At 65.1% G+C, this 25,973-nt stretch carries 30 protein-coding genes; 13 read left to right on the top strand and 17 right to left on the bottom strand.

What is annotated here, in order from left to right:
- Positions 1-222: 222 nt before the first annotated feature.
- Both AC5P57_RS18195 and AC5P57_RS18190 read left to right on the top strand, forming a co-directional pair.
- Entirely contained in the window at positions 223-1,020 is a 798-nt protein-coding gene (locus AC5P57_RS18195; RefSeq protein WP_262235817.1) for an aspartyl protease family protein, read from the top strand.
- A 217-nt stretch (positions 1,021-1,237) separates the two neighbouring features.
- A complete protein-coding gene (locus AC5P57_RS18190; RefSeq protein WP_495219737.1) occupies positions 1,238-3,085 on the top strand; it encodes an RpoH suppressor in 1,848 nt (615 codons plus the stop codon).
- A 96-nt stretch (positions 3,086-3,181) separates the two neighbouring features.
- Here AC5P57_RS18190 and AC5P57_RS18185 read toward each other — a convergent pair whose 3' ends face one another.
- Positions 3,182-4,135 carry a DUF1028 domain-containing protein gene (locus tag AC5P57_RS18185; RefSeq protein ID WP_262235815.1) on the bottom strand — a complete coding sequence of 318 codons (954 nt, stop codon included), beginning with the start codon at positions 4,133-4,135 and terminating at the stop codon, positions 3,182-3,184.
- A gap of 412 nt (positions 4,136-4,547) precedes the next feature.
- Entirely contained in the window at positions 4,548-5,915 is a 1,368-nt protein-coding gene (locus tag AC5P57_RS18180) for a helix-turn-helix domain-containing protein (RefSeq protein ID WP_262235814.1), read from the bottom strand.
- A gap of 114 nt (positions 5,916-6,029) precedes the next feature.
- On the opposite strand from AC5P57_RS18180, the gene AC5P57_RS18175 reads away from it, so the two are divergent.
- The 5 genes from AC5P57_RS18175 to mmsB are packed head-to-tail and all read left to right on the top strand — an operon-like array spanning position 6,030 to position 11,569.
- On the top strand, positions 6,030-7,535 hold the full coding sequence (locus tag AC5P57_RS18175; protein ID WP_262235813.1) for a CoA-acylating methylmalonate-semialdehyde dehydrogenase: 1,506 nt from the start codon (positions 6,030-6,032) through the stop codon (positions 7,533-7,535).
- Between the two features lie 14 nt (positions 7,536-7,549).
- The gene (locus AC5P57_RS18170; RefSeq protein WP_142807903.1) at positions 7,550-8,716 is read left to right on the top strand and encodes an acyl-CoA dehydrogenase family protein; all 1,167 of its coding nucleotides are present in this window, start codon (positions 7,550-7,552) and stop codon (positions 8,714-8,716) included.
- Positions 8,713-9,510, top strand: a complete 798-nt coding sequence (locus AC5P57_RS18165; protein ID WP_099559702.1) for an enoyl-CoA hydratase — start codon at positions 8,713-8,715, stop codon at positions 9,508-9,510. The genes AC5P57_RS18170 and AC5P57_RS18165 overlap by 4 nt, the downstream gene beginning before the upstream one ends.
- Entirely contained in the window at positions 9,507-10,682 is a 1,176-nt protein-coding gene (locus AC5P57_RS18160; RefSeq protein ID WP_142807902.1) for an enoyl-CoA hydratase/isomerase family protein, read from the top strand. Before AC5P57_RS18165 ends, AC5P57_RS18160 begins: the two co-directional genes overlap by 4 nt.
- Positions 10,679-11,569, top strand: coding sequence for a 3-hydroxyisobutyrate dehydrogenase (gene mmsB / locus AC5P57_RS18155; protein WP_099551527.1), 891 nt, complete (start codon positions 10,679-10,681; stop codon positions 11,567-11,569). The genes AC5P57_RS18160 and mmsB overlap by 4 nt, the downstream gene beginning before the upstream one ends.
- A 251-nt stretch (positions 11,570-11,820) precedes the next feature.
- Here mmsB and AC5P57_RS18150 read toward each other — a convergent pair whose 3' ends face one another.
- Complete coding sequence (locus AC5P57_RS18150; protein ID WP_004153735.1) at positions 11,821-12,246, bottom strand: organic hydroperoxide resistance protein; 426 nt, start codon at positions 12,244-12,246, stop codon at positions 11,821-11,823.
- A gap of 111 nt (positions 12,247-12,357) precedes the next feature.
- Positions 12,358-13,338, bottom strand: coding sequence for a cation diffusion facilitator family transporter (locus tag AC5P57_RS18145; protein ID WP_126928271.1), 981 nt, complete (start codon positions 13,336-13,338; stop codon positions 12,358-12,360).
- A 208-nt stretch (positions 13,339-13,546) separates the two neighbouring features.
- On the opposite strand from AC5P57_RS18145, the gene AC5P57_RS18140 reads away from it, so the two are divergent.
- Complete coding sequence (locus tag AC5P57_RS18140) at positions 13,547-15,001, top strand: SulP family inorganic anion transporter (protein ID WP_262235812.1); 1,455 nt, start codon at positions 13,547-13,549, stop codon at positions 14,999-15,001.
- A 56-nt stretch (positions 15,002-15,057) separates the two neighbouring features.
- On the opposite strand, the gene AC5P57_RS18135 is transcribed toward AC5P57_RS18140, so the two are convergent.
- The 13 genes from AC5P57_RS18135 to AC5P57_RS18075 all read right to left on the bottom strand — a co-directional run bounded on the left by AC5P57_RS18135 (position 15,058) and on the right by AC5P57_RS18075 (position 22,566).
- Positions 15,058-15,297, bottom strand: a complete 240-nt coding sequence (locus tag AC5P57_RS18135) for an addiction module antidote protein (protein ID WP_262235945.1) — start codon at positions 15,295-15,297, stop codon at positions 15,058-15,060.
- Between the two features lie 40 nt (positions 15,298-15,337).
- Positions 15,338-17,119 carry a peptidoglycan-binding domain-containing protein gene (locus AC5P57_RS18130; protein ID WP_495219732.1) on the bottom strand — a complete coding sequence of 594 codons (1,782 nt, stop codon included), beginning with the start codon at positions 17,117-17,119 and terminating at the stop codon, positions 15,338-15,340.
- A 42-nt stretch (positions 17,120-17,161) separates the two neighbouring features.
- Complete coding sequence (locus AC5P57_RS18125) at positions 17,162-17,581, bottom strand: lysozyme inhibitor LprI family protein (protein WP_239503727.1); 420 nt, start codon at positions 17,579-17,581, stop codon at positions 17,162-17,164.
- A gap of 382 nt (positions 17,582-17,963) precedes the next feature.
- On the bottom strand, positions 17,964-18,179 hold the full coding sequence (locus AC5P57_RS18120) for a hypothetical protein (protein ID WP_495219730.1): 216 nt from the start codon (positions 18,177-18,179) through the stop codon (positions 17,964-17,966).
- On the bottom strand, positions 18,166-18,417 hold the full coding sequence (locus AC5P57_RS18115) for a hypothetical protein (RefSeq protein WP_495219728.1): 252 nt from the start codon (positions 18,415-18,417) through the stop codon (positions 18,166-18,168). The genes AC5P57_RS18120 and AC5P57_RS18115 overlap by 14 nt, the downstream gene beginning before the upstream one ends.
- Entirely contained in the window at positions 18,417-19,079 is a 663-nt protein-coding gene (locus AC5P57_RS18110) for a hypothetical protein (protein WP_495219726.1), read from the bottom strand. Before AC5P57_RS18110 ends, AC5P57_RS18115 begins: the two co-directional genes overlap by 1 nt.
- On the bottom strand, positions 19,066-19,479 hold the full coding sequence (locus tag AC5P57_RS18105; RefSeq protein ID WP_495219724.1) for a hypothetical protein: 414 nt from the start codon (positions 19,477-19,479) through the stop codon (positions 19,066-19,068). Before AC5P57_RS18105 ends, AC5P57_RS18110 begins: the two co-directional genes overlap by 14 nt.
- A 253-nt stretch (positions 19,480-19,732) precedes the next feature.
- Complete coding sequence (locus tag AC5P57_RS18100) at positions 19,733-19,969, bottom strand: hypothetical protein (protein ID WP_495219722.1); 237 nt, start codon at positions 19,967-19,969, stop codon at positions 19,733-19,735.
- Positions 19,966-20,223 carry a hypothetical protein gene (locus AC5P57_RS18095; protein WP_495219720.1) on the bottom strand — a complete coding sequence of 86 codons (258 nt, stop codon included), beginning with the start codon at positions 20,221-20,223 and terminating at the stop codon, positions 19,966-19,968. Before AC5P57_RS18095 ends, AC5P57_RS18100 begins: the two co-directional genes overlap by 4 nt.
- Complete coding sequence (locus tag AC5P57_RS18090; protein WP_495219718.1) at positions 20,216-20,440, bottom strand: hypothetical protein; 225 nt, start codon at positions 20,438-20,440, stop codon at positions 20,216-20,218. Before AC5P57_RS18090 ends, AC5P57_RS18095 begins: the two co-directional genes overlap by 8 nt.
- Positions 20,433-20,834, bottom strand: a complete 402-nt coding sequence (locus AC5P57_RS18085) for a hypothetical protein (RefSeq protein ID WP_495219717.1) — start codon at positions 20,832-20,834, stop codon at positions 20,433-20,435. Before AC5P57_RS18085 ends, AC5P57_RS18090 begins: the two co-directional genes overlap by 8 nt.
- Positions 20,835-20,905: 71 nt before the next feature.
- On the bottom strand, positions 20,906-21,058 hold the full coding sequence (locus tag AC5P57_RS18080; protein WP_495219716.1) for a carbon storage regulator: 153 nt from the start codon (positions 21,056-21,058) through the stop codon (positions 20,906-20,908).
- An 815-nt stretch (positions 21,059-21,873) separates the two neighbouring features.
- Positions 21,874-22,566 (bottom strand): XRE family transcriptional regulator, encoded by a 693-nt coding sequence (locus AC5P57_RS18075; protein WP_495219715.1) that lies wholly within the window; start codon positions 22,564-22,566, stop codon positions 21,874-21,876.
- Positions 22,567-22,650: 84 nt separating this feature from the next.
- Between AC5P57_RS18075 and AC5P57_RS18070 the strand changes: the two genes are divergently transcribed.
- From AC5P57_RS18070 to AC5P57_RS18050, 5 genes are all read left to right on the top strand, one after another.
- Entirely contained in the window at positions 22,651-22,866 is a 216-nt protein-coding gene (locus AC5P57_RS18070) for a hypothetical protein (RefSeq protein ID WP_414488439.1), read from the top strand.
- A 168-nt stretch (positions 22,867-23,034) separates the two neighbouring features.
- On the top strand, positions 23,035-23,298 hold the full coding sequence (locus AC5P57_RS18065; protein ID WP_495219714.1) for a hypothetical protein: 264 nt from the start codon (positions 23,035-23,037) through the stop codon (positions 23,296-23,298).
- Positions 23,291-24,271 carry a hypothetical protein gene (locus tag AC5P57_RS18060; protein ID WP_495219713.1) on the top strand — a complete coding sequence of 327 codons (981 nt, stop codon included), beginning with the start codon at positions 23,291-23,293 and terminating at the stop codon, positions 24,269-24,271. The genes AC5P57_RS18065 and AC5P57_RS18060 overlap by 8 nt, the downstream gene beginning before the upstream one ends.
- Positions 24,268-25,722 (top strand): replicative DNA helicase, encoded by a 1,455-nt coding sequence (locus AC5P57_RS18055; protein ID WP_495219712.1) that lies wholly within the window; start codon positions 24,268-24,270, stop codon positions 25,720-25,722. Before AC5P57_RS18060 ends, AC5P57_RS18055 begins: the two co-directional genes overlap by 4 nt.
- Positions 25,715-25,933 carry a hypothetical protein gene (locus AC5P57_RS18050; protein WP_495219711.1) on the top strand — a complete coding sequence of 73 codons (219 nt, stop codon included), beginning with the start codon at positions 25,715-25,717 and terminating at the stop codon, positions 25,931-25,933. Before AC5P57_RS18055 ends, AC5P57_RS18050 begins: the two co-directional genes overlap by 8 nt.
- Positions 25,934-25,973 lie beyond the last annotated feature (40 nt).

The following is a 25,973-nucleotide window of genomic DNA, read 5'->3' as shown; positions in this document are numbered from 1 at the left end:
TCCGCAGGGTGCAACCGTGCGGGCCCGTGGCGCATCCATGCTGCAGGACCGCTTGGAACCCTGCCCATGGACAGTCTTGCCGCAACGCACCCACACGCCCGCACCGGGCATCCAACTGCCCCGACCCGTGCCAGGCGGCGCTGCCTGCCCGTATGGGCGATGGGGCTGCTCTGCCTTTCCGGATGGGCCCATGCACTGCCTTCACCTGGCCCGGCATGTGCATTGGCCACTGCGCCCGGTGAAACCGTCATCGATGTTCCGTTCGAGGTTGTCGATGGGCGCATCTACCTGCAGGTGCAGGTCAATGACGCAGGTACGTTCCGCTTCGCCGTCGATACCGGTGCGAGTGGTGTGGCACGTGCCGATACCCGCCTGGTGCGCGCGCTGAATCTGCCAATGGGGGGCACCGCCTCTCATTCCGATGGCGTGCGCACCGCCGATGCCGCTACGGTCCGCTTCGATGCGCTCGCCCTTGGTGGCGTGCGCCGCCAGGACGTGGTGGCGATCACCCGCGACTACAACGCCCGACAGTCCGAGGCCGCCGCCTTCGATGGGATCCTGGCGCGCGATTTCTTCGACGATGGCCTGCTGCTGCTCGACTTCCCACGCAAGCGGCTGCGCTTTCGCCGCGACCATCGATTGCTGCCGGGGCAGCCGGGCACGCTGGCTTACACGCGGGCCTTCCGCATTCCGGTGCAGATCGGCACGGTTACGACCGAAGCACAGTTGGATACCGGCGCAAACGTGGCGCTGGTGCTGCCTGCTGCACTCCATGAGCGTGCAGCCAGCGGCACGGTTGTCGCGGGCGAACCACTGGCCCTCAGCCACGGCCGGATCCAGAGCGGCCGGGCACGGCTGGACGTGCCGCTGGTGGTCGGTGGCCTGACGCTTCGCAATCTCGACGTGCGCGTCTCTGATCACTACCCGGAGGCGGTGATCGGCGCGCACGCACTGCAGGACGCGGTGGTGCTGATCGATGCGGGCAGCAAGCGCGTGGCGCTCTGTCCGCAGCAGCGTTGATTGCCGGCCGGGCCTGAGCGGTGGATCCACGCCGTGCGTGGATGCCTCGGTTTCATGCTGCCGCCATGTACCGCTGGAGGCGGCCAGTGGCGCTTCCGTGGGCGGGTTCTCAGGCGGTGAGAAGGCTTCGCGTCATACTGCATCCGTAGCGTCGGATGGCATCTCGGGCACAGTCAGCGGGGGCAGGATAGTGGCGGACAAGTACTGCGATCTGGTCATGAAAGGCGGCATCACCAGCGGCATCGTGTACCCCAATGCGGTACTGGCGCTGGCCCGCGAGTATCGCTTCAAGAGCATCGGCGGCACCTCGGCCGGCGCCATCGCCGCGGCGGTGGCGGCTGCGGCGGCCTGCGGTGATCGCCGCCAGCAGGCCGGTGAGCACCTGCCCGGCGACGCGGGCTATGGCGGCTTGTCGGCGGTGTCGACGCAGCTGTCGCGGCGCGGTTTCATCTACAGCCTGTTCCAGCCGGCGCGCGGTGCGCGTGCGGCGTATCGGCTGCTGGTGGTGCTGACCGGCAATGCCAGCCTGCCGCATAAGCTGCTGTGCCTGGCCATCGCGGTGTTCGAGATCGCGCCGCTTGAGGTGCTGGTGTCGCTGGCGTTGCTGCTGGGCCTGGGCTGGTGGGGCGGCGGCTGGAGCGGCGTGGCCGCCACGTTGCTGCCGTCGCTGCTGTGCGCCTACGGTGCGGGCGTTGCCGGTGCCGCGCTGCGGGTCGCGCGGGTGGCACGGCGCAACCTGCTGGGCCTGTGCAGCGGTCTCGGCCGCGATGCGCGCAAGCCGGCATTGACCGAGTGGTTGCACACGTGCCTGCAGCAATTGTCCGGCAAGCCGCTGGATGCCCCGCTGACCTTCGCGGACCTGCACGACGCACCGCGCTATGCCGGCGAACCGGACAGCCCGCATGCGATCAGCCTGCAGATGATCACCACCTGCGTGTCGCACAACGAGCCGCGCACGCTGCCGCTGGGTGGCGCGCAGTTCTGGTTCCTGCGCGAGGAGTTCGAGCAGCTGTTCCCGGCCAGCGTGGTGCAGTGGCTGGTGACGCAGGCCGGACCGCCGCTGGACGTGGAGGGACGACAGTACTACCACCTGCCGCCGGGCCCGCAGCTGCCGGTGCTGGTGGCCACGCGCATGAGCCTGAGCTTCCCGCTGCTGATCAGCGCCGTGCCGCTGCACGAACCTTCGCGCCGCGAGCGTCGCTGCGAGCCGACTGCGCCGGCGGCCGACCCCGAGCACAACGTGGCCGACAGCATGGAAGGGCTGACCAGCGCCGGGCAGGCCTGCGGCCCGGTGATCACCGCCTTCCGCATCTGCTGGTTCTCCGATGGCGGCATCAGCAGCAACTTCCCGATCCACCTCTTCGACGCGGCCCTGCCGCGTTGGCCGACCTTTGCCATCAACCTGGTCTACCCGCAGCACGCCGACGACGTGAGTCATGGCAGCAGCGGCCGCCAGGCGCTGGAACATGCGGTGTTCCTGCCGACCGAGAACCGGCATGGCTGGCAGCGCACCTACCAGTCGATCGCCACGCCGCTGGCCGCTGCCGAACTGGGTCGTTTCCTGTTCGCGGTGGTGGCGACCATGCAGAACTGGCGCGATCTGCTGCAGGCGCGCGCACCGGGTTACCGCGACCGCATCGTGCATGTCAGCCTGCAGGGCGACGAAGGTGGCATGAACCTGGACATGCCGCAGGAGGTGCTGACCCGCATCGCCGACAAGGGCAGCCTGGCCGGTGCGCGCTTCTGCTCGTTCTCGTTCGAGAACCACTACTGGATCCGCTGGCGCAACCTGGCCTCGGCCTACCAGCGCTACACGCTGGAGGTAGCGCGCACCGATGACCCGGCGCAGCAGGTGCTGGCCTACCGCGCGGCGTACTCGATGGTTGCCCGCGGTGAACCGACCCCGCCGTCGTACAAGCTGGGCTCGGAAGACAAGCGGCTGGCCTCGCAGCAGCTGTGGGGGGTGATGGTCGAGCAGGGTCGCACCTGGGAGGACCTGGGCCCGGACCTCACTGACGGCGCACCGCGTCCGCTGCCGCAGATGAAGGTGACGCCGATCTACTGAGCCGGTCCTCGGTAGATCCACGCCATGCGTGGATGCATCCCGAATCGGGGTCAGATCCGTTCTCCTACGGAAAACGGATCTGACCCCTGCGTTGCCTCATCGCCACGGCTCCACCACCGCATCGCCCTGCAACGGCGCATACAACGGCAACGCCAGCTCCTGCTTCACCCAGCCCGGATTGAGCGCGCGCAGGCCGGCGAGGTATTCCCGGGCCAGCGCGGTATCACCCTGCCGCATGGCCAGGCGCGCAGCACGCGCCCAGGTGCGGTCCCAGCCGTGGGCCAGTGACAACGACGTTGCCAGCGCCGCGCGCGCACCCGCCACATCACCTGTCTGCCAACGTTCCTCCGCGCGGATGATCGCCTCGTTGGACAGACGCATGTCGTACAGCTCGCGCAGCCTCGCCACCGCATGTGGGTCGGCGTCCACGCGCAGGTCGGTGTCCTGCCAGTCGCCCCCGGGCGTACGCACCAGCAGCGCCGCCGACCACTGTCCGCTGCGTTGACCACCCGCTGCCTGACCCGCTTCCAGCGCCGCCAACAAGCGCGCGGCCAGCGGCCCACGTGAGGTGGCGAAGACGCGTTGCATCGTGGCCAGCACCTCCGGCCCGGCCAGCCCATTGCCCTGCACGCTCAGCATCCCCTCACCCTGCGCACCTGCCCAATCCGCTTGTTGCGCGGTAGCGCCGGTGTACTGCGCATTGCCGCCGCGTGCGCTGACCAGTCCGACCTGTCGTTCGGCAAGCGTGGTGCCATCGAAGTTGCCGTCTTCATCCAGCAGCTGCTTCAGCACCTGCGCAGGCGTGCGTCCTTTGGCCAGCAGCTCAAGGCCTTTGGAGCCATAGGTCGGGTTGGTCTCGAACTGGCTGGCGACCGCGTCCACCTTCGCCTGTGCCCACGGCACCCCCACGCCCCCGACTGCCAGATTGTGCGTAGCCACCGCCACCCCGCAGTCGCCGGCCTCATTGCAGGCCGCAATCGAAAAGGTCGCCCACGCCGGCGCGGCGGTGGCAGCAAGCAGCAGGGCCAGGCAAGAGCGCAGCAAGGACATGGGGTGTCTCCAGGGCGGGCATTGCAATGGGATGCAGCCTACGCACGAAAGGTTTAGTAGATCCACGCCATGCGTGGATGGAACCCCATCGGAATCGAATATTTCGAACATTCATCGAAGAGCATCCACGCATGGCGTGGATCTACCGTGTCGACCAAGGTCGACACCCACCAAGAGCAGCGTGCCGACCAACGGTCAGCACCCACCAACAGCAGCGGGAAACTGTCGAAGGCGGGGTGGGTCCGGTTGCGGGGGTGTCCGCGGCATGGATGCCGCGGCCAAGCCCCCAAGGACGGGTTTACGGCGTCCCCCGCAACCGGATCCACCCCGCCATCCCACGGAAAGCCCGCTGTTGCTTTTGCTGTTGCCTTGGATTGAAGCAGGTGCAGGGCGCAGCCCTGCCGAACCAACCCTATCGCCCCGGCAACTGCGCGAACGCGCGCTGCATGCAGTCCTCGCGCGGGCACACCCGGCAACCTGGCCCGATCGACACCGAATTGCCCGGGCTCTGCACGTCCAACCCCAGTGAATACACCAGCCGTTCGGCATGCTGCAGATCGCAGCCCAGCGCCACGGCGAAGGTCTTGCGCGGCTGCCCATGTCCGACCGGCCCGCTGCTGACCTGCCGCGCCAGCCAGAAATGGCGTCGCCCGTCGGGCATGCGCGCGGTCTGGGTCAGGATGCGGCCGGGCTGGTTGAACGCCTCGTAGACGATCCACAGCGGGCACGAACCACCCACCTGCGAGAAATGGAAATCGGTGGCCGAATGACGCTTTGACACATTGCCGGCGCGGTCCACGCGGATGAAGAAGAACGGCAGCCCGGGCGCGCTGCGCCGTGCCAGCGTGCTCAGCCGATGGCAGACCGCTTCGAAGCCCACACCGAACTGATGCGCCAGCAGTTCGATGTCGTAGCTGCTGGCTTCGGCCGCCCGCAGGAAGCGCATGTACGGCATCACCAACGCACCGGCGAAGTAATTCGACAAGCCAATCCGCGCCTGCGCGATGCGTGCCTCATCGGTGAAGCCGGCGCGTGCCACCACCGCATCGATCTGCGGCAGGTAGCCGTGCAGGGCCAGCTCGGCCGCCATCTGGAACGCCTGCTGGCCCGGCTCCAGGTAGTCCGGCAGCCACAACCGGCGCGTGCCGGCGTCGTACTGGCGCTTTTCGCGCCCGGCCTGCAGCGCGGCCACTTCCACCAGCACGCCATGGCGGTCGGCCAGCAGCTGGCGCAACCGGGGTGCCACATGCCCGGGCGACAACCCCCACTCGGCGAACAGGCGCTCGGCCAGTTCGTCCAGCTCGGGGATGTGGTTGTGCATGCGGTTGAAGAACTCGCGCACCTGGTCACCGGCAGGCAGAGTGCTGCCGGCACCCGGCTCGCCCAGCTGGAATTCCAGGGCGGCGGCATGTTCGCGCAGGGCCAGGTGGCGGCGGTGCAGGTCCAGCAGGGCGCGGCTGACCTGCGGCAGGTTGCCGGCCAGGGCGCGCAGCTCGGTGGCGCTCACCTCGGCCAGGCCCAGGTCGCGGAGGGTCTCGCCCAGTGCCTCCTGCAGCGCGGCGGGCTCATCTTCGTCGAACAGTGAGGAAACATCGCCCAATACCTCACCCAGCTTTTTCTGCACCGCCGGCGTCAGCGGGCGCTTGTTGCGCTCGATCTGGTTCAGGTAGCTGGCCGACAGCCCCAGCGCCCGTGCCAGGTCGGCCTGGCTGTAGCCGCGCTGCTCGCGCAGGCGCAGCAGGCGGAGGCCAAGTTGCCGCTGGGTGGCTGAATAATTCACAGAATTAACATGAATCGTCTGGCGTGTTGGCCAGATTAAGCGGATTCAGCCCGGAAATCGAGGTGGGTGCTGTGAATAATGCCAAGCATCTTTCGAGCCCGTGGGATTGTCGTCATGACTGTTGCAGCGCCCCGTATCCGCATGCTGATCGATGGCCAGTTCATCGAATCGGCCACCTCCCACTGGCAGGACGTGATCAATCCGGCCACCCAGGACGTGCTGGCCAAGGTGCCGTTCGCCACCACCGGCGAAGTGGACGCCGCCGTCGCCGCCGCCAAGGAAGCTTTCAAGACCTGGCGCAAGACCCCGATCGGCACCCGCGCGCGCATCTTCCTGAAGTACCAGCAGCTGATCCGCGAGAACATGAGCGAGCTGGCCCATATCCTTACCGCCGAACAGGGCAAGACCCTGCCGGATGCCGAAGGCGATGTGTTCCGCGGCCTGGAAGTGGTCGAGCACGCTGCCGCCATCGGCAACCTGCAGCTGGGCGAGCTGGCCAACAACGTGGCCAATGGCGTGGATACCTACACGATCATGCAGCCGCTGGGCGTGTGCGCCGGCATCACCCCGTTCAACTTCCCGGCGATGATCCCGCTGTGGATGTTCCCGATGGCCATTGCCACCGGCAACACCTTCATCCTCAAGCCGTCCGAGCAGGACCCGATGGTGACCATGCGCCTGGTCGAACTGGCGCTGGAAGCCGGCATTCCGAAGGGCGTGCTGAACGTCGTCCATGGTGGCGAGGAAGTGGTCAACGCGATCTGCGACCACCCGGACATCAAGGCTGTGTCGTTCGTCGGTTCCACCCGCGTCGGCACCCACGTCTACAACCGTGCCTCGCTGGCCGGCAAGCGCGTGCAGTGCATGATGGGCGCCAAGAACCACGCCGTGGTGCTGCCGGACGCCAACAAGGAACAGACCCTCAACGCGATGGTCGGCGCCGCCTTCGGTGCGGCGGGCCAGCGCTGCATGGCCGCCTCCACGCTGGTGCTGGTCGGTGAAGCGCGCGGCTGGGTGCAGGACCTGGTGGCCAAGGCCCAGACCCTGAAGGTCAGCGCCGGCACCGTGTCCGGCACCGACGTCGGCCCGGTCATTTCCTGCAGCGCGCGCGAGCGCGTGGAAGGCCTGATCGCCTCGGGCGTGGAGCAGGGCGCCAAGCTGGTGCTGGACGGCCGCAAGCCGCAGGTCGATGGCTTTGAGAAGGGCAACTTCGTTGGCCCGACCATCTTTGCCGGTGTCACCACCGACATGCGCATCTACCAGGAAGAAATCTTCGGGCCGGTGCTGGTCATCCTCGAAGCGGAAACGCTGGAAGAGGCCATTGCGATGGTCAACAGCAACCCGAACGGCAACGGCACCGCACTGTTCACCCAGTCCGGCGCTGCCGCGCGCAAGTTCCAGGAAGACATCGACGTCGGCCAGGTCGGCATCAACGTGCCGATCCCGGTGCCGGTGCCGCTGTTCTCGTTCACCGGTTCGCGCGCGTCCAAGCTGGGCGACCTGGGCCCGTACGGCAAGCAGGTGGTGCTGTTCTACACCCAGACCAAGACGGTCACCGCACGCTGGTTCGATGACGAGACGCTGAGCCACGGCGTCAACACCACGATCAGCCTGAAGTAACGGCAGGAGCAGCCATGAGCCACTCGATGACGACGGAACTGGACGAAGCACAGCAGGCGTACCGCGAGGCGGCGCGCGACTTCGCACTGGCCGAACTGGCGCCGCACGCCGCGCGATGGGATGCGGAGGGCATCTTTCCGCGCGAGGCGATCGCCAAGGCCGGTGAACTGGGCTTCTGCGGTCTGTACATGGACCCGGAAGTGGGCGGCAGCGGCCTGAGCCGACTGGACGCCGCCGTCGTCATCGAGGAGCTCGCCAACGTCGATCCGTCGACCGCGGCGTACATCAGCATCCACAACATGGCCTCGTGGATGGTGTCCAAGTGGGGCCAGCCGGCACTGCGCGATGCGTGGGGCACTGACCTGTCCTCGGGCAACAAGCTGGCCTCGTACTGCCTGACCGAACCGGGTGCCGGTTCCGATGCGGCCTCGCTGAAGACCACCGCCGTGCGCGATGGCGATTTCTATGTGCTGAACGGCTCCAAGGCCTTCATCTCCGGTGCCGGTGCCACCGAGCTGCTGGTGGTGATGGCACGTACCGGCGGTGCCGGTGCCGGTGGTGTCAGCGCCATTGCAGTGCCGTCGGACCTGCCGGGCATCAGCTTCGGCCGCAAGGAAGAGAAGATGGGCTGGAACAGCCAGCCCACCCGCGGCATCACCTTCGAAAACGTCCGCGTGCCGGTCAGCCACCTTCTGGGAGAGGAAGGCGGCGGCTTCAAGCTGGCGATGAAGGGGCTGGACGGCGGCCGCATCAACATCGCTGCCTGCTCGCTGGGTGCCGCGCAGGGCGCGCTGGATGCCGCACGCCGCTACATGGGCGAGCGCCGCCAGTTCGGCAAGGCGCTGGCCGAATTCCAGGCGCTGCAGTTCAAGCTGGCCGACATGGCCATCGAACTGGTCGCCGCGCGGCAGATGGTGCATTCGGCCGCGCGCAAGCTCGACGCCGGTGCCAGCGATGCCAACGTGTGGTGCGCGATGGCCAAGCGCTTCGCCACCGATGCCGGCTTCAAGATCTGCAACGAAGCGCTGCAGATCCACGGTGGCTACGGCTACATCCGCGAATACCCGATCGAGCGCCTGCTGCGCGACAGCCGCGTGCACCAGATCCTGGAAGGCACCAACGAGATCATGCGGGTGATCGTTGCCCGCCACCTGCTCAACACCGAAGAGGAACTGCGATGAAGGATTGGCGTACCCAGGAGCACGTGGGTCTGAAGGTCGAGGTCGATGGCCACACCGCCGTAGTCACCCTGCACAACCCGCCGGCGCACACCTGGACCGTGCACAGCCTGTCGGCGCTGCGCGACCTGGTGGGCGCGCTCAACGCGGACCGCGAGATCTACGCGCTGGTGATCACCGGTGACGGCGAGAAGTTCTTCTCCGCCGGTGCCGACCTCAACCAGTTCGCCTCCGGCGACAAGGCCGCTGCACGTGAAGCCGCACGCCGCTTCGGTGAAGCCTTCGAAGCGCTGTCCGCTTTCCGTGGCGTGTCGATCGCTGCGATCAACGGCTACGCCATGGGCGGTGGCCTGGAATGCGCACTGGCCTGCGACCTGCGGATCATCGAAGACCATGCCCAGGTCGCGCTGCCGGAGGCCACCGTCGGCCTGCTGCCGTGCGCCGGTGGCACCCAGAACCTGCCGCGCCTGGTCGGTGAGGGCTGGGCCAAGCGCATGATCCTGCTGGGTGAGCGCATCAACGCCGAGACCGCGCTGCGCATTGGCCTGGCCGAAGAAAAGGTCGGCAAGGGCGAAGCCAAGGCACTGGCCCTGGAATGGGCGAAGAAGGCCGGCAAGCAGAGCCCGACCAGCATCGCCGCCTGCAAGACCCTGGTGCAGTCCACCCGCACCGGCACCCACGCCTCGGCACTGGTGGCCGAGCGTGAAGCCTTCGTCGACCTGTTCGACACCGCCGACCAGGTCGAGGGCGTGACTGCCTTCCTGGAAAAGCGCGCCGCGCAGTGGAAGAACGCATGAGCACCGACACCGCTGCCGACGACGCACCGGTGCTGTTCGAAGAGCGCGTGGCCGGCAACGGCGCGCGCATCGGCATCGCAACGCTCAACGCGCCGCGTACGCTCAACGGTTTCTCGCTGCCGATGGCACACCTGCTGCTGAAGCAGTTGAATGCCTGGGCCGACGACGACGGCATCGCCATGGTGGTGCTGCAGGGCGCCGGTGAAAAAGCATTCTGTGCCGGCGGTGACCTGCACAGCCTGTACAAGAGCATGGTTGCCTTCCGCGAAGATGGCCGCCGCGACATCCGCGAGAACGACTACGCAGCGGAGTTCTTCGACGTCGAGTACCGCGTCGACTACCTCATCCACACCTACGCCAAGCCGATCCTGTGCTGGGGTCACGGCATCGTGATGGGCGGCGGCATCGGCCTGATGTCCGGTGCCAGCCACCGCGTGGTCAGCGAACGTTCCAAGCTGGCCTTCCCGGAAATCACCGTTGGCCTGTTCCCCGATGTCGGTGGCAGCTGGCTGCTGCCGCGCGTGCCGGGCAAGGGCGGCCTGTTCCTGGCCCTGACCGGCGCACTGCTCAACCCGGGCGATGCCATCTATGCCGGCCTGGCCGATGTGCACGTGACCGAAGAACGCCGCAGCGCGGTGTTCGACGCGCTGCTGCAGGTGGCCTGGTCGGGCGATGCCGCACACAACCACGAACGCCTGACCCATCTGCTGCAGTCGCACGCCAGCGACGCCGCCACCGGCCCGTTGCTGGCCCATGCGGCGCAGGTCGAGGCGCTGTGCGAAGGCGATGACCTGCAGGCCATCGTGGCGCGCATTGCCGGCCTGCAGACCGACGATGCCTGGCTGCAGGCCGCACAGAAGACCCTCGCCGCCGGTGCGCCCGGCTCGGCGCGGCTGGCCTTCGAACTGCAGCGCCGCAGCGCCGGCCAGGACCTGGCCAGCGTCTACCGGCTGGAGTACATCACCGCGCTGCACTGCGCCGCCCACGGCGATTTCGCCGAAGGCATCCGCGCGCTGCTGATCGACAAGGACCGCAACCCGCAGTGGAACCCGGCCACGCTGGCCGAGGCCACCGCCGAGTGGGCCGATACGTTCTTCGCTTCGCCCTGGGCCGATGCCGCGCATCCGCTGGCCGACCTGGGCACCCCCGTCGCTGAAAGGAGCCTGGCATGAGCCGCATTGCATTCATTGGGTTGGGCAACATGGGTGGCCCGATGGCCGCCAATCTGGTCAAGAACGGCCACACCGTGCGCGTGTTCGATCTGGTCCCGGCCGCGGTGCAGGCGGCCGTCGATGCCGGCGCCAGCGCGGCTGCGTCGGCGCGTGAAACCCTGGCCGACGCCGAAGTGGTGATCTCGATGCTGCCGGCCAGCCGCCATGTCGAAGGCGTGTACCTGGGCGATGACGGCATCCTCGCCGCGATTCCGGCCGGTGCACTGGTCATCGACTGCAGCACCATTGCCCCGGCGAGCGCGCGCAAGGTTTCCGAAGCCGCGGCCGCGCGTGGCCTGCAGATGATCGACGCGCCGGTGTCCGGCGGTACCGCCGGTGCCCAGGCCGGCACCCTGACCTTCATCGTCGGTGGTGAAGAGGACGCGCTGGAACGCGCGCGCCCGGTGCTGCAGGCGATGGGCAAGAACATCTTCCACGTGGGCGCCAGTGGTGCCGGCCAGGTTGCCAAGCTGTGCAACAACATGGCGCTGGGCGTGATCATGGCGGTGACCGGCGAAGCCATCGCGCTCGGCGTGGCGCACGGGCTGGACCCGAAGGTGCTGTCGCAGATGATGGCGGTCAGCACCGGCCGCAGCTGGGCCACCGAAGTGTGCAACCCGTGGCCGGGCGTGCTGGAGAACGCGCCTGCGTCGCGCGGCTACAGCGGCGGTTTCGGCAGCGACCTGATGCTGAAGGACATGGGCCTGGCGGTGGAAGCGGCGATGAGTGTCGGTGCCTCGATCCCGCTGGGCGAAGTGGCCCGCAACCTGTATTCGATGAACCACCAGGCCGGCCGCGGCAAGCTGGATTTCTCCAGCGTCGTGCAGCTGATCACCAGCGACCAGTAACTGGTCGCTGGTCCGCGCATTCCACCTTATCCCCGCGCCGTTGGCGCGCCCCCTTGAACAACAAGGGGGCTCTTCTCCAGAAGGAAGGGGGCTCTTCTCCAGAAGGATGGATGCGCGCCGCAGCGAATGCGTCCCCGGCCACGTGCCGGGGCCCACCCGAGGTGGGATGGGCGGATGCCCGGTTTCGACCGGCATCCGCCCATTTTTTTGCCCCGCGCGGGTAGTGCCGGCCGCTGGCCGGCATCACCCCATCAGGCAACGATCAGCGTCACGTCGATATTGCCGCGGGTGGCATTCGAGTACGGGCACACGATGTGCGCCTTCTGCACCAGCTCTTCCACCTGCTCGCGCGGCACGCCCGGCACGTTGATGGTCAGCTCGGCTTCGATGCCGAAACCGGTCGGGATCTGGCCGATGCCGACCTTGCCGGTCACGGTGGTGTCGGCTGGCAGCGCGACCTTGGCCTGGCCGGCCACGAACTTCAGCGCGCCCAGGAAGCAGGCCGAGTAGCCAGCGGCGAACAGCTGCTCCGGGTTGGTGCCCGGGCCGCCGGCGCCGCCCAGCTCGCGCGGGGTCGACAGCTGGATGTCCAGCACGTTGTCGGAGGAGACGGAACGGCCTTCACGGCCGCCGGTGGAGGTGGCCTGGGCGGTGTACAGAACCTTTTCGATGGACATCGGGATGCTCCTGGTCGGTGGGTGGGTGGTGCGTTGGAGCTTACTTTGCCCGGTTTCCGCGTACGTTGGGTTGCAATGCGTACGAAAAACTTGATCGATCGTCCTGGCGACCTAGATCGTCCATTCGCGGTCGGTGGTGAACATGATGGTCAGCCAGCGGTCCGGTGAGGCCTCGCCCAGCGCATCTCCGATCTCGTCGCGCAGCTGATCCCATTCCACCAAGGGCCGCGGCGGGTCGTTTTCCGGCACCACGAAGAACAGCTCGATCTGCTCGCCACGCCCCACCTGCGCCACGTAGCTGCGGTGCTCGACGAAGCCGTGCTTGGCCACGATCGCGCGTGCCACCGCATCCACGTGCGCCTGCAGTTCCGGTGGGGTGACCAGCAGGATGCCGGCCAGCGCCCGGCGCACGGTACCGAGCGGGGCGATCATCACCAGCACGCAGACGAAGGCGAGGATGGCCGGGTCGATGTACGGCCCGATCCACGCCAGCGAGGTGCCCTGCACCAGCACGCCGCCGAGGAAGGCCAGCAGGTAGCAGGCCGACATGCTGGCCGCGATCACCCAGTTCTTCGCGTCCAACGCGATGAATTCCGAGCCGATGCGGCGGTTGGCGCGCAGGATGAACCAGGCCAGCGCACCTTCGCCCACGATCGACAGCCCGGCGAAGGCAATGGCCGGGCCCAGCGCGATATGGCGGCCACCGGACATCAACGCATCCACCGCATTGACCAGGGCATACAGCGCCGCGCCGATCATCAGCGTGCCGCTCACCCCCAGCACGATCGGCTCCAGATGCCAGAAGCCCATGGTGAAGCGCTGGTTGAGCCGCGACTGCAGCGCATCGGTCTGCGTGGACAGCGCGATCAACCGCGCCACCAGCAGCGACAGCCAGGTCATCACCACGTCGATCAGGCCATAGATGCCGTCGAAGATGATCAACGACGAATTGGCGAGCAGGCCGAACACCACGGCCGCCGCGGCCAGCAGCAGCGAAGCGGCGATCGACAGGCGAAGCACGCCCTGTTCGGTGGCAGGGTCGAAGAACTGCGGGCGGTGGGTGGCCATGGCCCGATTGTAGAGCGGCGCCATGCTTCACTGCCGTTGCGGCCTGCCGACGCTGTCCCTGGGCAGCCCTGTGCCGTAGACTGCCTCCCTCCCACGTACCGACGCCCGCCTGCAGTGATCACGCCACCCTGACCCTTGCCGTACATCGGCAGCCGGCCCGCCCGGCTCAGGAACCCGTGTCTTTCCACTGCAGCGCCATGCGGCCACGCCCGCCTGCGCGCGGAGTTTTCCCATGCAAACGTCCTACCCCCTGCGCCAGCAATGGCTCGGTAACATCCGTGGCGACCTGCTCTCCGGCATCGTCGTCGCCCTGGCCCTGATTCCCGAGGCCATCGCGTTCTCGCTCATCGCCGGCGTCGACCCCAAGGTCGGCCTGTATGCCGCGTTCTCCATTGCCGTCATCACCGCCATCGCTGGCGGCCGCCCCGGCATGATCTCCGCCGCCACCGGTGCAATGGCGCTGGTGATGGTCGACCTGGTCAAGGACCATGGCCTGCAGTACCTGTTCGCTGCCAGCATCCTGGCGGGCCTGCTGCAGGTGCTCGCGGGCGTGTTCAAGCTGGGCTCGTTGATGCGCTTCGTCTCGCGCTCGGTCATCACCGGCTTCGTCAACGCGCTGGCGATCCTGATCTTCCTGGCACAGATGCCCGAGCTGATCGGCCGCGGCCCGACGGTGTACGTGCTGTGCGCCGCCGCGCTGGCGATCATCTACCTGCTGCCACGCATCACCCGCGCGGTGCCGTCGCCTCTGGTGGCCATCGTCGTACTCACTGCCGTGGTGATCGGCTTCGGCGTGGAGGTGCGCAGCGTCGGCGACATGGGCCAGCTGCCCGACAGCCTGCCGCATTTCCTGCTGCCCGACGTGCCGCTCACCTGGGAGACGCTGCGCATCCTGCTGCCGGTGTCGGCCACGCTGGCGGTGGTCGGCCTGCTCGAATCGATGATGACCCTGCAGATCGTCGAGGACATCACCGAGACGCCCAGCGAGCGCAACCGCGAATGCGTCGGCCAGGGCGTGGCGAACACGGTCACCGGCTTCCTCGGCGGCATGGCCGGCTGCGCGATGATCGGCCAGTCGGTGATCAACGTGACCTCCGGTGGCCGCGGCCGCCTGTCCTGCCTGGTGGCCGGCGTGGTCCTGCTGGTGCTGGTGGTGTATGGCAGCGACCTGGTGCGGCAGATCCCGATGGCCGCGCTGGTGGCGGTGATGATCATGGTCAGCATCGGCACCTTCAGCTGGCGCTCGCTGCGCGACCTGCGCACGCATCCGCGCAGCTCGTCTGCGGTGATGCTGCTGACCGTGGTGGTCACCGTGGCCACCCACGATCTGGCCAAGGGCGTGCTCAGCGGTGTGCTGCTGTCGGCCCTGTTCTTCGCGCGCAAGGTTGGCCGCATGCTGGACGTGCAGCGCGAGGATGCGGGTGATACACAGGTCTACCGCGTGCGTGGACAGGTGTTCTTTGCCTCGGCGGGGCAGCTGGGAGCGGCGTTCGACTACCAGCACGTGGCGCCGAAGGTGCAGATTGATCTGCGCGATGCCCACCTGTGGGACCTGACCGCCGTGGCCGCGCTGGAGCGGGCGCAGGAAAAGCTGGCCGCGCACGGTGCCGAGGTGACGGTGGTCGGACTCAATGCGGCCAGCAAGACGTTGATCGAGCAGGTGGGTGGCGCGCGCAGCGCTCACTGATCCGGCCATGTGGCCCGGTAGCGCCGGGCCACGCCCGGCGAATGAAGCGGTCGCGGTCAGGCCTTGCCGGCCTGCACGATCAGGTGCACCCCAAGCGCCGACAGCACACGTTGCACGGTATCGAAGCGTGGGTGTGCTCCGGGGCGCAGCGCCTTGTACAGGCTCTCGCGTCCAAGACCGGAGACCTCGGCAACGCCGCCCATGCCGCGGGCGCGCGCCACTGTTCCGAGCGCCTCCTGGAAGTGGCCCGCATCACCAGCTGCCAACGCCTCGCTCAGATAGGTGGCGATTGCGATGTCATCATCTGCCGACAGCAGGCCCGTGGGCCTGTATTCCTTACGCCATCATGGCCCGCGGCCCATGCTGCTGGGTCTGCTGGTCGATCTTCTGCTGCTCGGGCTGCTGATCGCTCACCTGCAAGGCCCGCTCGCTGTTCTCCTGCACGCTCTGGCGCATCGCGTCAGCGGTCGATACCGGCGCGGTATTGCGGTTCAACGCGCTTTCGTCGTGCAGTGCATTGGCCTGCACCGCGCGCGCCATCGAGCCATCCTGGTTCAGCTCAACGCGATCAACCCGGTACAGGCCGGCGCGCGCAGCTTCCACGGTAAGCGCAGCGGCCAGCTTCTCGCTGTGCTCGCCGGAGGGCAGGCCACGCGCTTCCTCGGCGAACTTCACCTGCACCAGGGTCTCGGTGTACAGCCAGTTCTGCGGGCTGCGCGGGTCGGACATCGGGTACACCGTCTCGCGCGCTGGCTCGGCCGCTGCCTGCTGTTCCGGGGTGTTGCCCTGTCCCTGCGCACGCTGCTGCACTTCATTGGCCAGCGCCTGGCGGGTCTCCGCATCGGCGATGCCAGTCGCAGGCAGGCCATGCTGCTGCTGGAAGGTGTTGATCGCGTGGCGGCTGCCGCTGCCCAGATAGCCGTCGCTGCTGATGGCCTGGCCCTTGGCGTCGGTCAGCCCCAGCGCGGCCAGGTTGCCCTGCAGTTCGCGCGCGTCACGGTCGATCGCGGCCAGCGTGGCTGGGCCCGCCTTGCCGTCCACCGGGTCGAGATTGTGCTCGCGCTGGAAGTCTTCCACCGCCTTGCGGGTAGTGGCATCGAAGCGCCGGTCCGGATTCAGCGTCTGCTGGCCGTCAGCACTGGCATGGCCCAGCGTGACCAGGTTGCTTTCCAGCTTCAGCACGTCACGGCCGCTGGACCCTTCCTTCAACGTCTGCGAACCGGCCTGCTGGCGCGGTGCGCCGATCTGGCCCAGCGCCACCTGGATATCGGCGTCGTTGTGCTCACCGGCAGGCGAGTAGTCGCGGCTGCTGACCTTGGCATGGGCGCGGTCCATTGCGTCCTTGTTGTTGGCATACGCGTCCTCGTAGCGCACGGCGATGTCGCCGGCCTTGGGCGCATCGAAGTACTGGTAGGTTTCGCGGATCTGCCCGGCCTTGGCGCGCAGCGCCTCGTAGTCACCGCCGTCTTCCAGCACTTTCTGCAGCTTGGGCAGCTGGCTGGGCAACTGGTTGGCGGTCTTGGCGATCAGGCTGATGGCTTCGAAGCGGTTTTCCTCGGCGATGCCGCTGCCGTGCGCGTCCACCATCGTCATGCCGATCCGGGTGGCGTTGCGCACCTGCGGGTAGTCGATGTTGGCGTGGATCCACTGCTTGCCCTCGGCCGAACCGGCCCAGGCGTTGATGCTGTCGCGCGTGTTGGTATCGATGAACTGGATCGAGCTGCGCCCGCTCAGGCCATTGCCGTGGCTGAGCAGGTCGCGGCGCAGGTCGGCGTGGTCCTGGGTGAAGGGCAGGTTGTGCGCCTTGGCATAGCTGCTGGCCTGATCGATCACGGCGTCGACATAGGTCGTTTCGCCGGCCTTCAGTGCATGGCCGTCGATGGCGCCCAGCGCCCATTCGCCACGCTGGCCGAAGTCGACCTGGATCGCGCCCAGGCTGTAACCGCTGTTCTGCGCGACTTTGTTGACCGTGCCCCAGTGCGGTTCGGTCACGCCCTGGGTGATGCCGGCGATGGCCAGATGGTAGGAGGCGGGGCCACCTTCGGTGCCACGGCCGACGGCGAAATACACGGCGCCGGAGGTGGCATCGAGATCGTGGGTATCGATGTTGGTTGGCATGTCTTACATCCTTGTGCAGTCAGAGGGTGTGCCCCTCATGGGTCAGTCCAGCAGCTGGAGATACTTCTGCAGCTGGTCGGCACGCGCGCTCAGGCGCATCACATCGTTCAGCTCGCCCTGCAGGTTGCCGGGCTGCGAATCGTCGTAGAGCGCGGTATCCAGTTCTCCATCGCGGCTGCGCGACTGCAGCCACGCGCGCTGGGCATTCACCAGCTTGGTCTTCTTCGCGCCACTCAGCTTTGCCTGCAGCTGGCGGTAGGCCTGGTTCAGGCGCTGGTCCTGGCGCGCGCTTTCCGAGGTAAGGCAGGCGGCCTGCTCGACCGCACCCTGCGCCTTGTCACGGCAGGTGGTGAAGGTCGGGCTCAGCCCGGTGGCCGCCGGTGCTGCGGTTGCCGTGCCGATGGCCAGGGTGGCGACGGCCAGCGCGGTGGCGAGGGTCCTGCTCAAACGCTTGTGCTGCATCATCTGCTCCACACGTCCAATCCATTGCGAGCGCTGGACTATAACGGCGTCAATATTTCGTCGTCGTCAACGAATCGCGACAACTGTGACCGGTTGCCCGTCATTGCGGGTGGGCGCCGTCCGGTCTGCGTACGGCCCTCGGGCCGGGGGCGCTGCAGCGGTATCCGGGCGCCACCCGCTGCCATTCAGCCACCCGGTGTAAACTATTGATCTCACTGGCAATGCCAGTCTCCACGATCAACACCCCGATGACGTCCGCCACCGCCCGTTACGCCGATTCCCTGCGCCTGTCCGTCGCCCCCATGATGGATGGGGCGCATTCAAAGGGAAATCAGTAAGTTGCATGGGTTGCGGTGCACGAGTGGTGCACCGCGCGCTGTAGTCAGCTGGCCTTTCGCTGATCGTCCCACCAAGCGGCCACGTCTCGAACATCGAGAACTCCATTGATGGGCCTGGGCGCGTCACCCCTGGCGATCCAGTTCTGCAGGGTCTTCATGGTCATCTTCGGAAAGAACTCCTCGCGGAACTTCTCCACGGTCATCGTTGGGCCGTACTGCCCGTAGAGCAGCCAGAACGTCGAATGCTCAGCTGCGGCCATCGGCGTCCTCCTTGACTTCCACTCGCAAGGAACTGCCGTCTTTGTGGCGAACTTCGGTTGAGTGCTTTCCGTCATCCACCCAGGTTATCGCGGGCAGTAGTTCCGGGCTGGTAGCAGAGCCGTGGACGAAGTGGACCATTTCAATTCCCGTCTCCAGCTCCTCAATAAACGCAGAGAGCCGATCCGGCGGGATCAACAGCAGATCGCCGATCTTCTCAATTCGATATGTGTCAGCCATCACTCATCCCTCCATCGTTCGCCAGCGTCGAGGGCCGGATCAGCGATTCGTAGCGGCGGCGGAAGTTTCCTCGTGGTGCCGTCCGACAGAACTTCCATGCGCGGAACGAACTCAAACATCCCGCCAGGTCCGAACAGCATGTCTGTCGTGATGCGCTCGAACTCAGCATTGGTAGCCAGTGCATGGGCGAATCGCAGATGGACAGCTTGGAACATCGCGCTATCGTTCCAATCCTTGTGTCGGTTCTCCGCAGAATTCTCCAGCGCGTGGGCAAACACAATTTGCGTGAGGTCATCCTCTGGTGTCAGGGCTGACCTATCGACGTTGTTGACGTTCAATAGGTCCAGCAGAACAGACTGAGGGAGCATTGCGTCGATGTACGGCGCGCACATGAACATCTTGTCCGCGACGCCTCGCAGCTGCTCGTTGAGCTGGTTGATAACCCCGCGTGCGCCCTCAACTTCGCATTCGATAGCATCGGCTCGCCTTGCCATGAATGGGTTTCCAGTGCTGCGGAGTTTGCGAACAGCGCGCCGTGCCATCGAAACGTCCTGCTCGTAAAGATCGCGGGTGGTGGTCAGGACGCGGCAGCAGTGGCGCATGTCCACCACTGCCAACATGCAACCGCGTCGGGTACTCAGATCGTAGTTAAGCGTTGTCATGTTCGTACTCCTCCCACCAGCACTTCACTCGACGGGCCCGGTCGCGGGGCCCGCGCTTCCTCCCCTTACTCGGGAACGGATGATTGCCGCCGACGACTCGGCGCATGTCCTCGCGCAGCTCAGCCAAGTTGTTCCATTCGCAGTGGCATTGGGCCCAGGTGTGTAGCTCGACAAGAAGCGTCATCGCCGCGTCGAGATTGATGGCAGGGATCATCCCGTCATCATCGAGACCGAACTCCACCCGCAGGCGGTTTGTCAGGTTCAATGAAACGCCAGTCGCATTGAGTCGCCTCATCGCGCCCGCCTGGGACAAGCCGGACCGCAGCCCGGCGACCGCCTCTCGCAGCTGAAATTCCGGAAGAGGCATAACGCGGTTCGCGTATCGATGGCTGCGGATCAAGTGAGGCAGTTCCGCGTAGCCTGTGGCTGCTATCAGTTGCATAGGCGGGTCTCAAACACAACGGCATAGATCGACGCTCGACAGTCCTCCAGGCTTACATCGGTGCCCTTGCTAAGTGACCGAGCCATAACCATGCGCGCTAGCTTTTCCATCTGTTCCCCGACAGGCCCAGCGGGCCAGCCAGGGGGAAACCCGTCAGCCGCGCGCTGCCGTACCCTGTGCACCGGAAAGGCCAGAATGGTCGCGGTCTCGTTCACTTGCCCTCCTTTGCGATAACGATCTGCGCGGCTTCGATGGTTTTCTCCGCAAGGCACAGAAGGTGGTAGACGCCCCACATTTGATCCGTCGCCACTTGCCCGTCTTCCATGACGTAGTCCAGAAGCGCCCGCGCGCTGGTGAGGTAGTGCGATCCTTGATCCACCAAGCTGCCGCTAGGCCCTTCTTCCATGACCACATATGGGACCGCTGGAGCTTTCTTGTTCGCGCTCATGCCACGGCCCCCGCTGCCTGATACATCGCGGTTGACATGCTCAGAAGCCGCTCCATGACCACCACGCGGTCATAGTCGAACTTGACCGTCATTGCATCGTCCGACACTGCCGCTTCCCGCATCGCATCCCACATGAGCGACTGAACCTGCTCAACGAACGTCTGCGCCATTTCAAGAGCCTGAATCGCCTCTGCCCCGGCAGGAACCAGCAAGGGCATCCCGTTTACCTTCCTCTCAACGGTCATGTCAGACATTGGTGCTGTCCTCCGCCTTGCTGAGAACTTCATCGATACGAACAGCGGCCATACCTGCGTAGTCGCCCAGGACGTTGAGCGAAGCCGGGTCAACATTGCTCAGGTCTCCCTCTGCGAGTAGGTCCATGAGGGCGTGCAGGCGTTTCAGGTTCGCCTTGATCGTCGCCATCTGATCGAAGTCGAGAGTGATGGCCTTATAGGAAGCTCGATCAGCCACGGCGCACCTCCTGGAAATTGCGCACGCGATCCATCCCGAACTCCGCTGCATCGATCAGTTCGTTCAGCCCCACCCAAAGTCGATCCAGATCGTTTGGCTTAATGGCCGGATAGACAGAGCGAGCGACCTCGTCGTCCATCGAACTCTGCACATCCTGAGCAGCGATGGCGTGTCGGTGCATCAATGCCGCCAGCGAGGACGCAGCCCCGATGCAGCGGTCAACCTTGCGAAGGTGATCCGTCAATCTCGGATCGAGATTGCTATCGTCCCAGACGTAATCCGTCCAATGACGATCAACGGCCAGCTCGATACGGGGTGGCTTGTCCAGGGCATCGGATACGGCTTGCGCTACTGCCTGGGTATCCAGCTTGGGGTTTACACTATCGGTCGCCATGGTGGTTTCCTTGATCTATGCGGTGATGGGGCTACTTGGCAGACGGCTCGGGCGTTGACGCGCTCGGGCCGTCACTGTTTTTGCGCGGTGATTTCCAGGCTGCGCGGGGCACGGATGACGAGGCGCGTATGCCCGTCGCGTGCCTTGAGAATGACAACGTCGATGCTGTCGCCGATGCGGATCAAGCCGCCCTCCTTCTGATTGATGACCTTGGATCCAGCCATGTGGCTGGGTGCCAAATCTTGTTGTGTCAGACAATTCCTACTCATAAATCAGGTTTCCTTGGTTCAAGGTTTTGACGTACCCTGCGACGGTGCCAGGACTATGTCCGAACACTTTTCAGGCTTAAAAATAGGGGTTTGGTGATGCCGGACGATCTCGGCCACCCGCAGAGGAACAACGACCGCTGCGAGCATCATCAGCAAGGCCCAGGCGCACCGAGGCACTTCGATTTCTCTGGCTTTCATGGCTACGCCTCGCACCTGAAATAACCAATAGTCGCGATCAGCATGCAGTCGTGCGTAGCCGATGCTGACGTGAGCGAGAAGCGCTCCCATCGGCCCCACCAGAGACGACCATGCAGATTTCGTGAGAGGTTCTTTGCGCGCATGGCTCAGACCTCGCCGCGCATGGCGGCATCCTTGGAAGGATGGGAAGAGAGGCCGTTGTGAGGCACGAACCGGTAGAACTTGGTTGCGCCCTTGTTGGTGAGAACGTATGCGTCCGGGAGGAAGTCACCGGGGGTGGGAACCTTCGCGACAACAATCAAGGTGAGGAATCCGACCTTGACCGCTTCTCCTACTTCCCACGTCTGCTTGCTGTTCCTAATCACTTGGTGGACCCCATCTGCCAGCGGTGTGCTGCGATGGGTCCATTGTCAGTGCGCTGACAGTGAAGGTCAATGGGCTGACAGGATAAATCGTAAGTCTGCTGACACTTTTTTCTTAACGCGTTTACCTATGTCAACGCACTGACGCGCTCCGGCCAAGAAAAAGGCCCCTGAGACAGGGGCCTTTGGTTGAATGAAGATCGCTGGCTGTCAGGCTACTCGTTCAAGCTTCCCAATCAGATACGCCTTGCCCGCCACAAGCGTTCCCTTGGGTGCGGGGAAAGGCGGGTAAAGGGAGGAGTTGGCGCTCACGACATACACGGCATCACCGCGATCCTGCAGCGCCTTGAGCTGTTGACCATTGCCAGAGTTGATGAGGTAGATCCCGTCTCCCTGGTACTCACTGCACCCGGTATCCACGAGGACAACTTCGCCGGGCTGAATCCTGGGAACCATGGAATCGCCCACGCCGGTGACCAGCTTTAACCTGCCAGGTGGCGGCAGGAAGCCAATGAGGTTCCGGATGTAAGAGTCGGAGAAGTCCATAGCTCGGACCACTTCCGGATAGTCCTCGTTTTCGCTTCCTTCGCCCATGTCAGCTCTCCCGTCGATCTGTTCGACGCGATACTGCCCGGCCCTCGTCTCAATCGCAGCGACTGCTGAGACGGTTCGCGATGGACGGTCTGCGCTCCACGGATATCCATCATCCTCCGACTGACCCAAGAGCCAGCGCGGATCAACCTGATAGACCTCAGCGGCAGCCAAGAGGTACTGCCCGCCGATGGATTTGGTGGCCCCGCTCTCCCATGACAGGACAAGGGGCCTGGAGCAGCCGATTTCATTGGCGGCTGCTTGAACGGTGAGGCCAGAGCGGGTGCGCGCGGCCTTGAAGCGGGTTGCCATAGAGTTCGTGTCCATGTCAGCAAGCTTACAAGCAAATGGTGTCAGGGTGTTGACACCATCTGTCAGTCCGCTATGCTCCTCAACATGCTCACCAAGACCGACGCCGTCGCCCTTTTCGGCTCTGTGAAGGCCCTGCAGGAAGCATTGGGCCTCAAGAGTCACGCGACCATTTCCATGTGGCCTGCGGGAAGGATCCCGCGAGTCCACGAACTCGAAATCCGTTATCGACTTCGCCCCGAGGCATTCGACGCTGAGGGCAACCTGATCGCTGCGGCGGTCAACTCAGAAGACGCTGCCTGACGGCAGGCGTTCGCCGAAGGAACGGCGGCGCGCAATGAAGGATGGCGTACATCCCGCACGCGGTAGTGGCCGTGTGGGTGTCTGGCGCGAGAACCCATCGTCCAGATATGACGAAGCCCCCGCTGTCGGGCAGACATGCGCGGAGGCTTCGTTGAGACCGAGGCCACTATGCCATCTCACGACACAAGCATCAACTCAGCCGCTGAACCGGCTGCACTCGTCCGTGTTGAGCGGATCAACGGCGTTGTATTCGCCATCTTCACCGACCCCAATCACCCAGGGTTTGAGTACGACCCCAGCATTCACAGCGCGGAGCAGGCGCAGGAAATCGCGCGCCATGTCGCTGATAAGCGGTGGATCACCCCTGCGCACTTGGCGCAGTTCGCAGCACTGATGCGCGAAGAGTTCGGCGATGGAGCCTGCAATGACTGAGGCAGCCGAAGCGCGCCAGCCCAAGGGCCGGTATCGCAAGGTCGAGGTGAAAATGTGGGGCGACGAGAAGTTCCGTCGCCTCACCCCAATGCCGCCTTGCGGCCAAGGTCTTTGGCTGTACCTCATCACCGGACCGCATACCGGCCCTATTCCTGGCCTTTTCCGCGCAGGCCGCGCCGCCCTTGCGGAGGAGCTTGGCTGGGGCATGGAAGGCTTTGATAAAGCCTTCAGTGAAGCCTACTCGCAAGGCATGGTCAAAGCCGATTTCAAATCCCGCGTTGTGTGGGTTCCGAAGGCCATCACCCACAACCGTCCCGAGTCACCAAACGTGGTCCGTGGGTGGGGCGCTGAGTTCAACATGATTCCAGAGTGCGCCTTGAAATCGGAGGCCCTGGATCACCTGAGAGCCACTGTTTGCGGGCTAGGAGAGGCTTTCGCAAAGGCTTTCAATGAGACTTTCGGGAAGCCTTTGTCCAAGGCTTACGGAAAGACTATGCCTAATCAGGAGCAGGAACAGGAACAGCAGCAGGAACAGGATCAGGAAGAAGAAGAACCCACTATCGTGGGTTTGTCGTCAGCCAGCGGCGTTGCCGTGACTGGCGACGAGAGCGTGAGTGGTGATCTTCTCGGAGACTCGGTTAAGCCGAAGCCCAAGAAGAATGGCCCGCCGCCGTGCCCTCACCTGGAAATCGTTGATCTGTTCCATGAGGTGCTGCCGGAGCTGCCGGAGGTTCGGACCTGGGAGGGAACTCGCCGGAACAAGCTTGCCGCGCGTTGGAAGGCCGACCCTTCGCGGCAGAGCATCGAGTGGTGGCGTCAGTTCTTCCTGACCGTCCGCAAAAGCGGATGGCTCATGGGTAAGGTCAACGGCCACGATGGCACCCCGTTCAAGTGCACGCTTGAGTGGCTTGTCAGTCCCGAAAACTTCGCCAAGGTGATTGAGGACTTCTACACGCGGAGGGGCGTCCGATGAGCCGCCGTGCAGAAGTTCAGCTTTACAGCCTGGACGCAGAGCAAGTGGTTCTCGCGGGTCTGATCCTTGCAAACGACACCCTTTCGCAGGTGCAGGATTGGCTCTCCCCGGAGGACTTCTGGAGCCGCGATCACGCCGCCATCTATGAGGGAATCGTTGCCCTGTGCCTCGCGGGCCAACCCGCTGACGGCGTGACCGTGGCCGAGTGGGTCCAGAACCAAGGCGGTGCGGACGCGAGTCACCGTGCGTCGCTTGTATTCGAGATTGCTGGCAGCGCCTACACGGCTGCAAACGTCGTCCCGCATGCAGAAATCATCGCCAGCCATTCCCGGCGTCGTCGGCTGGCGGATTTGCTTGGCCGTGCCCATGACGCAGCGCTGCACAAGCGGGAGGTCTCCACTGAGGAAATCATGTCTCGCCTGTCCGCTTTGGCATCTGATCTGGCTCCTGCAAATGCGGGGGGCTTGGTCCCGTACCGGCACTACGTCACGAGGTTCAAGGACGATCTTGTTGCGCGCCATCGGCACGGAAAGCCCGTTGGCCTTCCTACTCCTTGGTCCGATCTGAACAAGAAGATCGGCGGACTTCGGGACGGTGAGGTCTACGTTATTGCGGCTCGATCTAACATGGGTAAGTCCACCCTGGCTTTCCAGATTTCCCGGTTCAACGGCCTGCGTGGAGAGCAGACAGCGGTCTTCTCCATGGAAATGGTTGGCGAGAGCGCTGTAGCCCGTGACGTGTCCGCCTTGGGGAAGATCCCGCTCGGGTGGGTTGTCGGCATGGAAAGCGAGTTCAGCGCGGACGACAGTGATATCTACTGGTCGCGCACCACGCCAGCCATGCAGCAGCTCATGGACGCGTCCATTGTGTTCGATGACGCTCCCCAGCTCTCGGCTACTCAGATCATCGCCAGGGCGAAGCGAGCCCATGCGAAGAAGCGCCTACGCCTCGTGGTGATCGATCACTTGCACGAGATGGCACTACCGGGGAAGCAGGGAGAGGTGATTGAGCGTGGTCAAGCAATCCGCGACGTGAAGGGCCTTGCCAAGCAGCTCGGGTGTCCAGTGGTGATCCTGGCGCAGCTCAACCGGGATGCCGCCAACGGGCGACCTCCGGAAATCAAGGACATTCGCGGCTCGGGCGGAATTGAGGAGGCGGCTGACATGATCCTCTTCGTCCACCGCCCTGACTACTACAACCCGGAGGATCAGCCGGGCGTTGTGCAGATCATCATCGGCAAGGGTCGCAACGTGAGAACGGGCGATATCATCAACCTGCATGGCGAGTTCCAGTATCAGCGCGCCGTGGATTGGGATGATCCGGAGTATGAGTTCGTCTCGCCGCCGCAACCGGCACCGACACCGACACCGGCAAGCAAGCCATCTGGACTTGCGTCGCGTGTAGGTAGCAGGAGGCGCTCCGGGGGCGGAGGGTGGAATGCCAATGGCTGATTTCATTCCAACGGCGCCCCAAGCGCTCCGCCATCATGCCGATACGCTGGAACAGCAGGCTGCGCGTTATGACCGCGTGCTGTGGCGCCGGGGAGGAGAGCGCTCGACCATGGCTGAGGCGCTGCGTCTGGCCGCGTCCCTTGCCCGGCAGCAGGCACACCGCCTGGAGAGGCTGGTTGCACAGCTGGAGGATGGTGGGAATGGCAAGTAGGCCGGGGGAGACAGTGGCCCGCTCTGCCCGCCGCTTGCGG

The sequence above is a fragment of the Stenotrophomonas sp. YJH_SMC_79 genome (assembly GCF_059367995.1).
The sequence above is the reverse complement of the archived record's forward strand: the minus strand, read 5'-3'. Positions and strand labels throughout refer to the sequence as shown.

What these genes read in the sequence shown, in the direction of transcription:
- AC5P57_RS18190 (WP_495219737.1), top strand. Translation starts at nt 1,238, where the DNA reads ATGAAAGGCGGCATCACCAGCGGCATCGTGTACCCCAATGCGGTACTG.
- AC5P57_RS18185 (WP_262235815.1), bottom strand. Translation starts at nt 4,135, where the DNA reads ATGTCCTTGCTGCGCTCTTGCCTGGCCCTGCTGCTTGCTGCCACCGCC.
- AC5P57_RS18175 (WP_262235813.1), top strand. Translation starts at nt 6,030, where the DNA reads ATGACTGTTGCAGCGCCCCGTATCCGCATGCTGATCGATGGCCAGTTC.
- AC5P57_RS18170 (WP_142807903.1), top strand. Translation starts at nt 7,550, where the DNA reads ATGAGCCACTCGATGACGACGGAACTGGACGAAGCACAGCAGGCGTAC.
- AC5P57_RS18165 (WP_099559702.1), top strand. Translation starts at nt 8,713, where the DNA reads ATGAAGGATTGGCGTACCCAGGAGCACGTGGGTCTGAAGGTCGAGGTC.
- AC5P57_RS18160 (WP_142807902.1), top strand. Translation starts at nt 9,507, where the DNA reads ATGAGCACCGACACCGCTGCCGACGACGCACCGGTGCTGTTCGAAGAG.
- mmsB (WP_099551527.1), top strand. Translation starts at nt 10,679, where the DNA reads ATGAGCCGCATTGCATTCATTGGGTTGGGCAACATGGGTGGCCCGATG.
- AC5P57_RS18150 (WP_004153735.1), bottom strand. Translation starts at nt 12,246, where the DNA reads ATGTCCATCGAAAAGGTTCTGTACACCGCCCAGGCCACCTCCACCGGC.
- AC5P57_RS18145 (WP_126928271.1), bottom strand. Translation starts at nt 13,338, where the DNA reads ATGGCGCCGCTCTACAATCGGGCCATGGCCACCCACCGCCCGCAGTTC.
- AC5P57_RS18140 (WP_262235812.1), top strand. Translation starts at nt 13,547, where the DNA reads ATGCAAACGTCCTACCCCCTGCGCCAGCAATGGCTCGGTAACATCCGT.
- AC5P57_RS18130 (WP_495219732.1), bottom strand. Translation starts at nt 17,119, where the DNA reads ATGCCAACCAACATCGATACCCACGATCTCGATGCCACCTCCGGCGCC.
- AC5P57_RS18125 (WP_239503727.1), bottom strand. Translation starts at nt 17,581, where the DNA reads ATGCAGCACAAGCGTTTGAGCAGGACCCTCGCCACCGCGCTGGCCGTC.
- AC5P57_RS18120 (WP_495219730.1), bottom strand. Translation starts at nt 18,179, where the DNA reads ATGGCCGCAGCTGAGCATTCGACGTTCTGGCTGCTCTACGGGCAGTAC.
- AC5P57_RS18115 (WP_495219728.1), bottom strand. Translation starts at nt 18,417, where the DNA reads ATGGCTGACACATATCGAATTGAGAAGATCGGCGATCTGCTGTTGATC.
- AC5P57_RS18110 (WP_495219726.1), bottom strand. Translation starts at nt 19,079, where the DNA reads ATGACAACGCTTAACTACGATCTGAGTACCCGACGCGGTTGCATGTTG.
- AC5P57_RS18100 (WP_495219722.1), bottom strand. Translation starts at nt 19,969, where the DNA reads ATGAGCGCGAACAAGAAAGCTCCAGCGGTCCCATATGTGGTCATGGAA.
- AC5P57_RS18095 (WP_495219720.1), bottom strand. Translation starts at nt 20,223, where the DNA reads ATGTCTGACATGACCGTTGAGAGGAAGGTAAACGGGATGCCCTTGCTG.
- AC5P57_RS18085 (WP_495219717.1), bottom strand. Translation starts at nt 20,834, where the DNA reads ATGGCGACCGATAGTGTAAACCCCAAGCTGGATACCCAGGCAGTAGCG.
- AC5P57_RS18080 (WP_495219716.1), bottom strand. Translation starts at nt 21,058, where the DNA reads ATGGCTGGATCCAAGGTCATCAATCAGAAGGAGGGCGGCTTGATCCGC.
- AC5P57_RS18075 (WP_495219715.1), bottom strand. Translation starts at nt 22,566, where the DNA reads ATGGCAACCCGCTTCAAGGCCGCGCGCACCCGCTCTGGCCTCACCGTT.
- AC5P57_RS18070 (WP_414488439.1), top strand. Translation starts at nt 22,651, where the DNA reads ATGCTCACCAAGACCGACGCCGTCGCCCTTTTCGGCTCTGTGAAGGCC.
- AC5P57_RS18065 (WP_495219714.1), top strand. Translation starts at nt 23,035, where the DNA reads ATGCCATCTCACGACACAAGCATCAACTCAGCCGCTGAACCGGCTGCA.
- AC5P57_RS18060 (WP_495219713.1), top strand. Translation starts at nt 23,291, where the DNA reads ATGACTGAGGCAGCCGAAGCGCGCCAGCCCAAGGGCCGGTATCGCAAG.
- AC5P57_RS18055 (WP_495219712.1), top strand. Translation starts at nt 24,268, where the DNA reads ATGAGCCGCCGTGCAGAAGTTCAGCTTTACAGCCTGGACGCAGAGCAA.
- AC5P57_RS18050 (WP_495219711.1), top strand. Translation starts at nt 25,715, where the DNA reads ATGGCTGATTTCATTCCAACGGCGCCCCAAGCGCTCCGCCATCATGCC.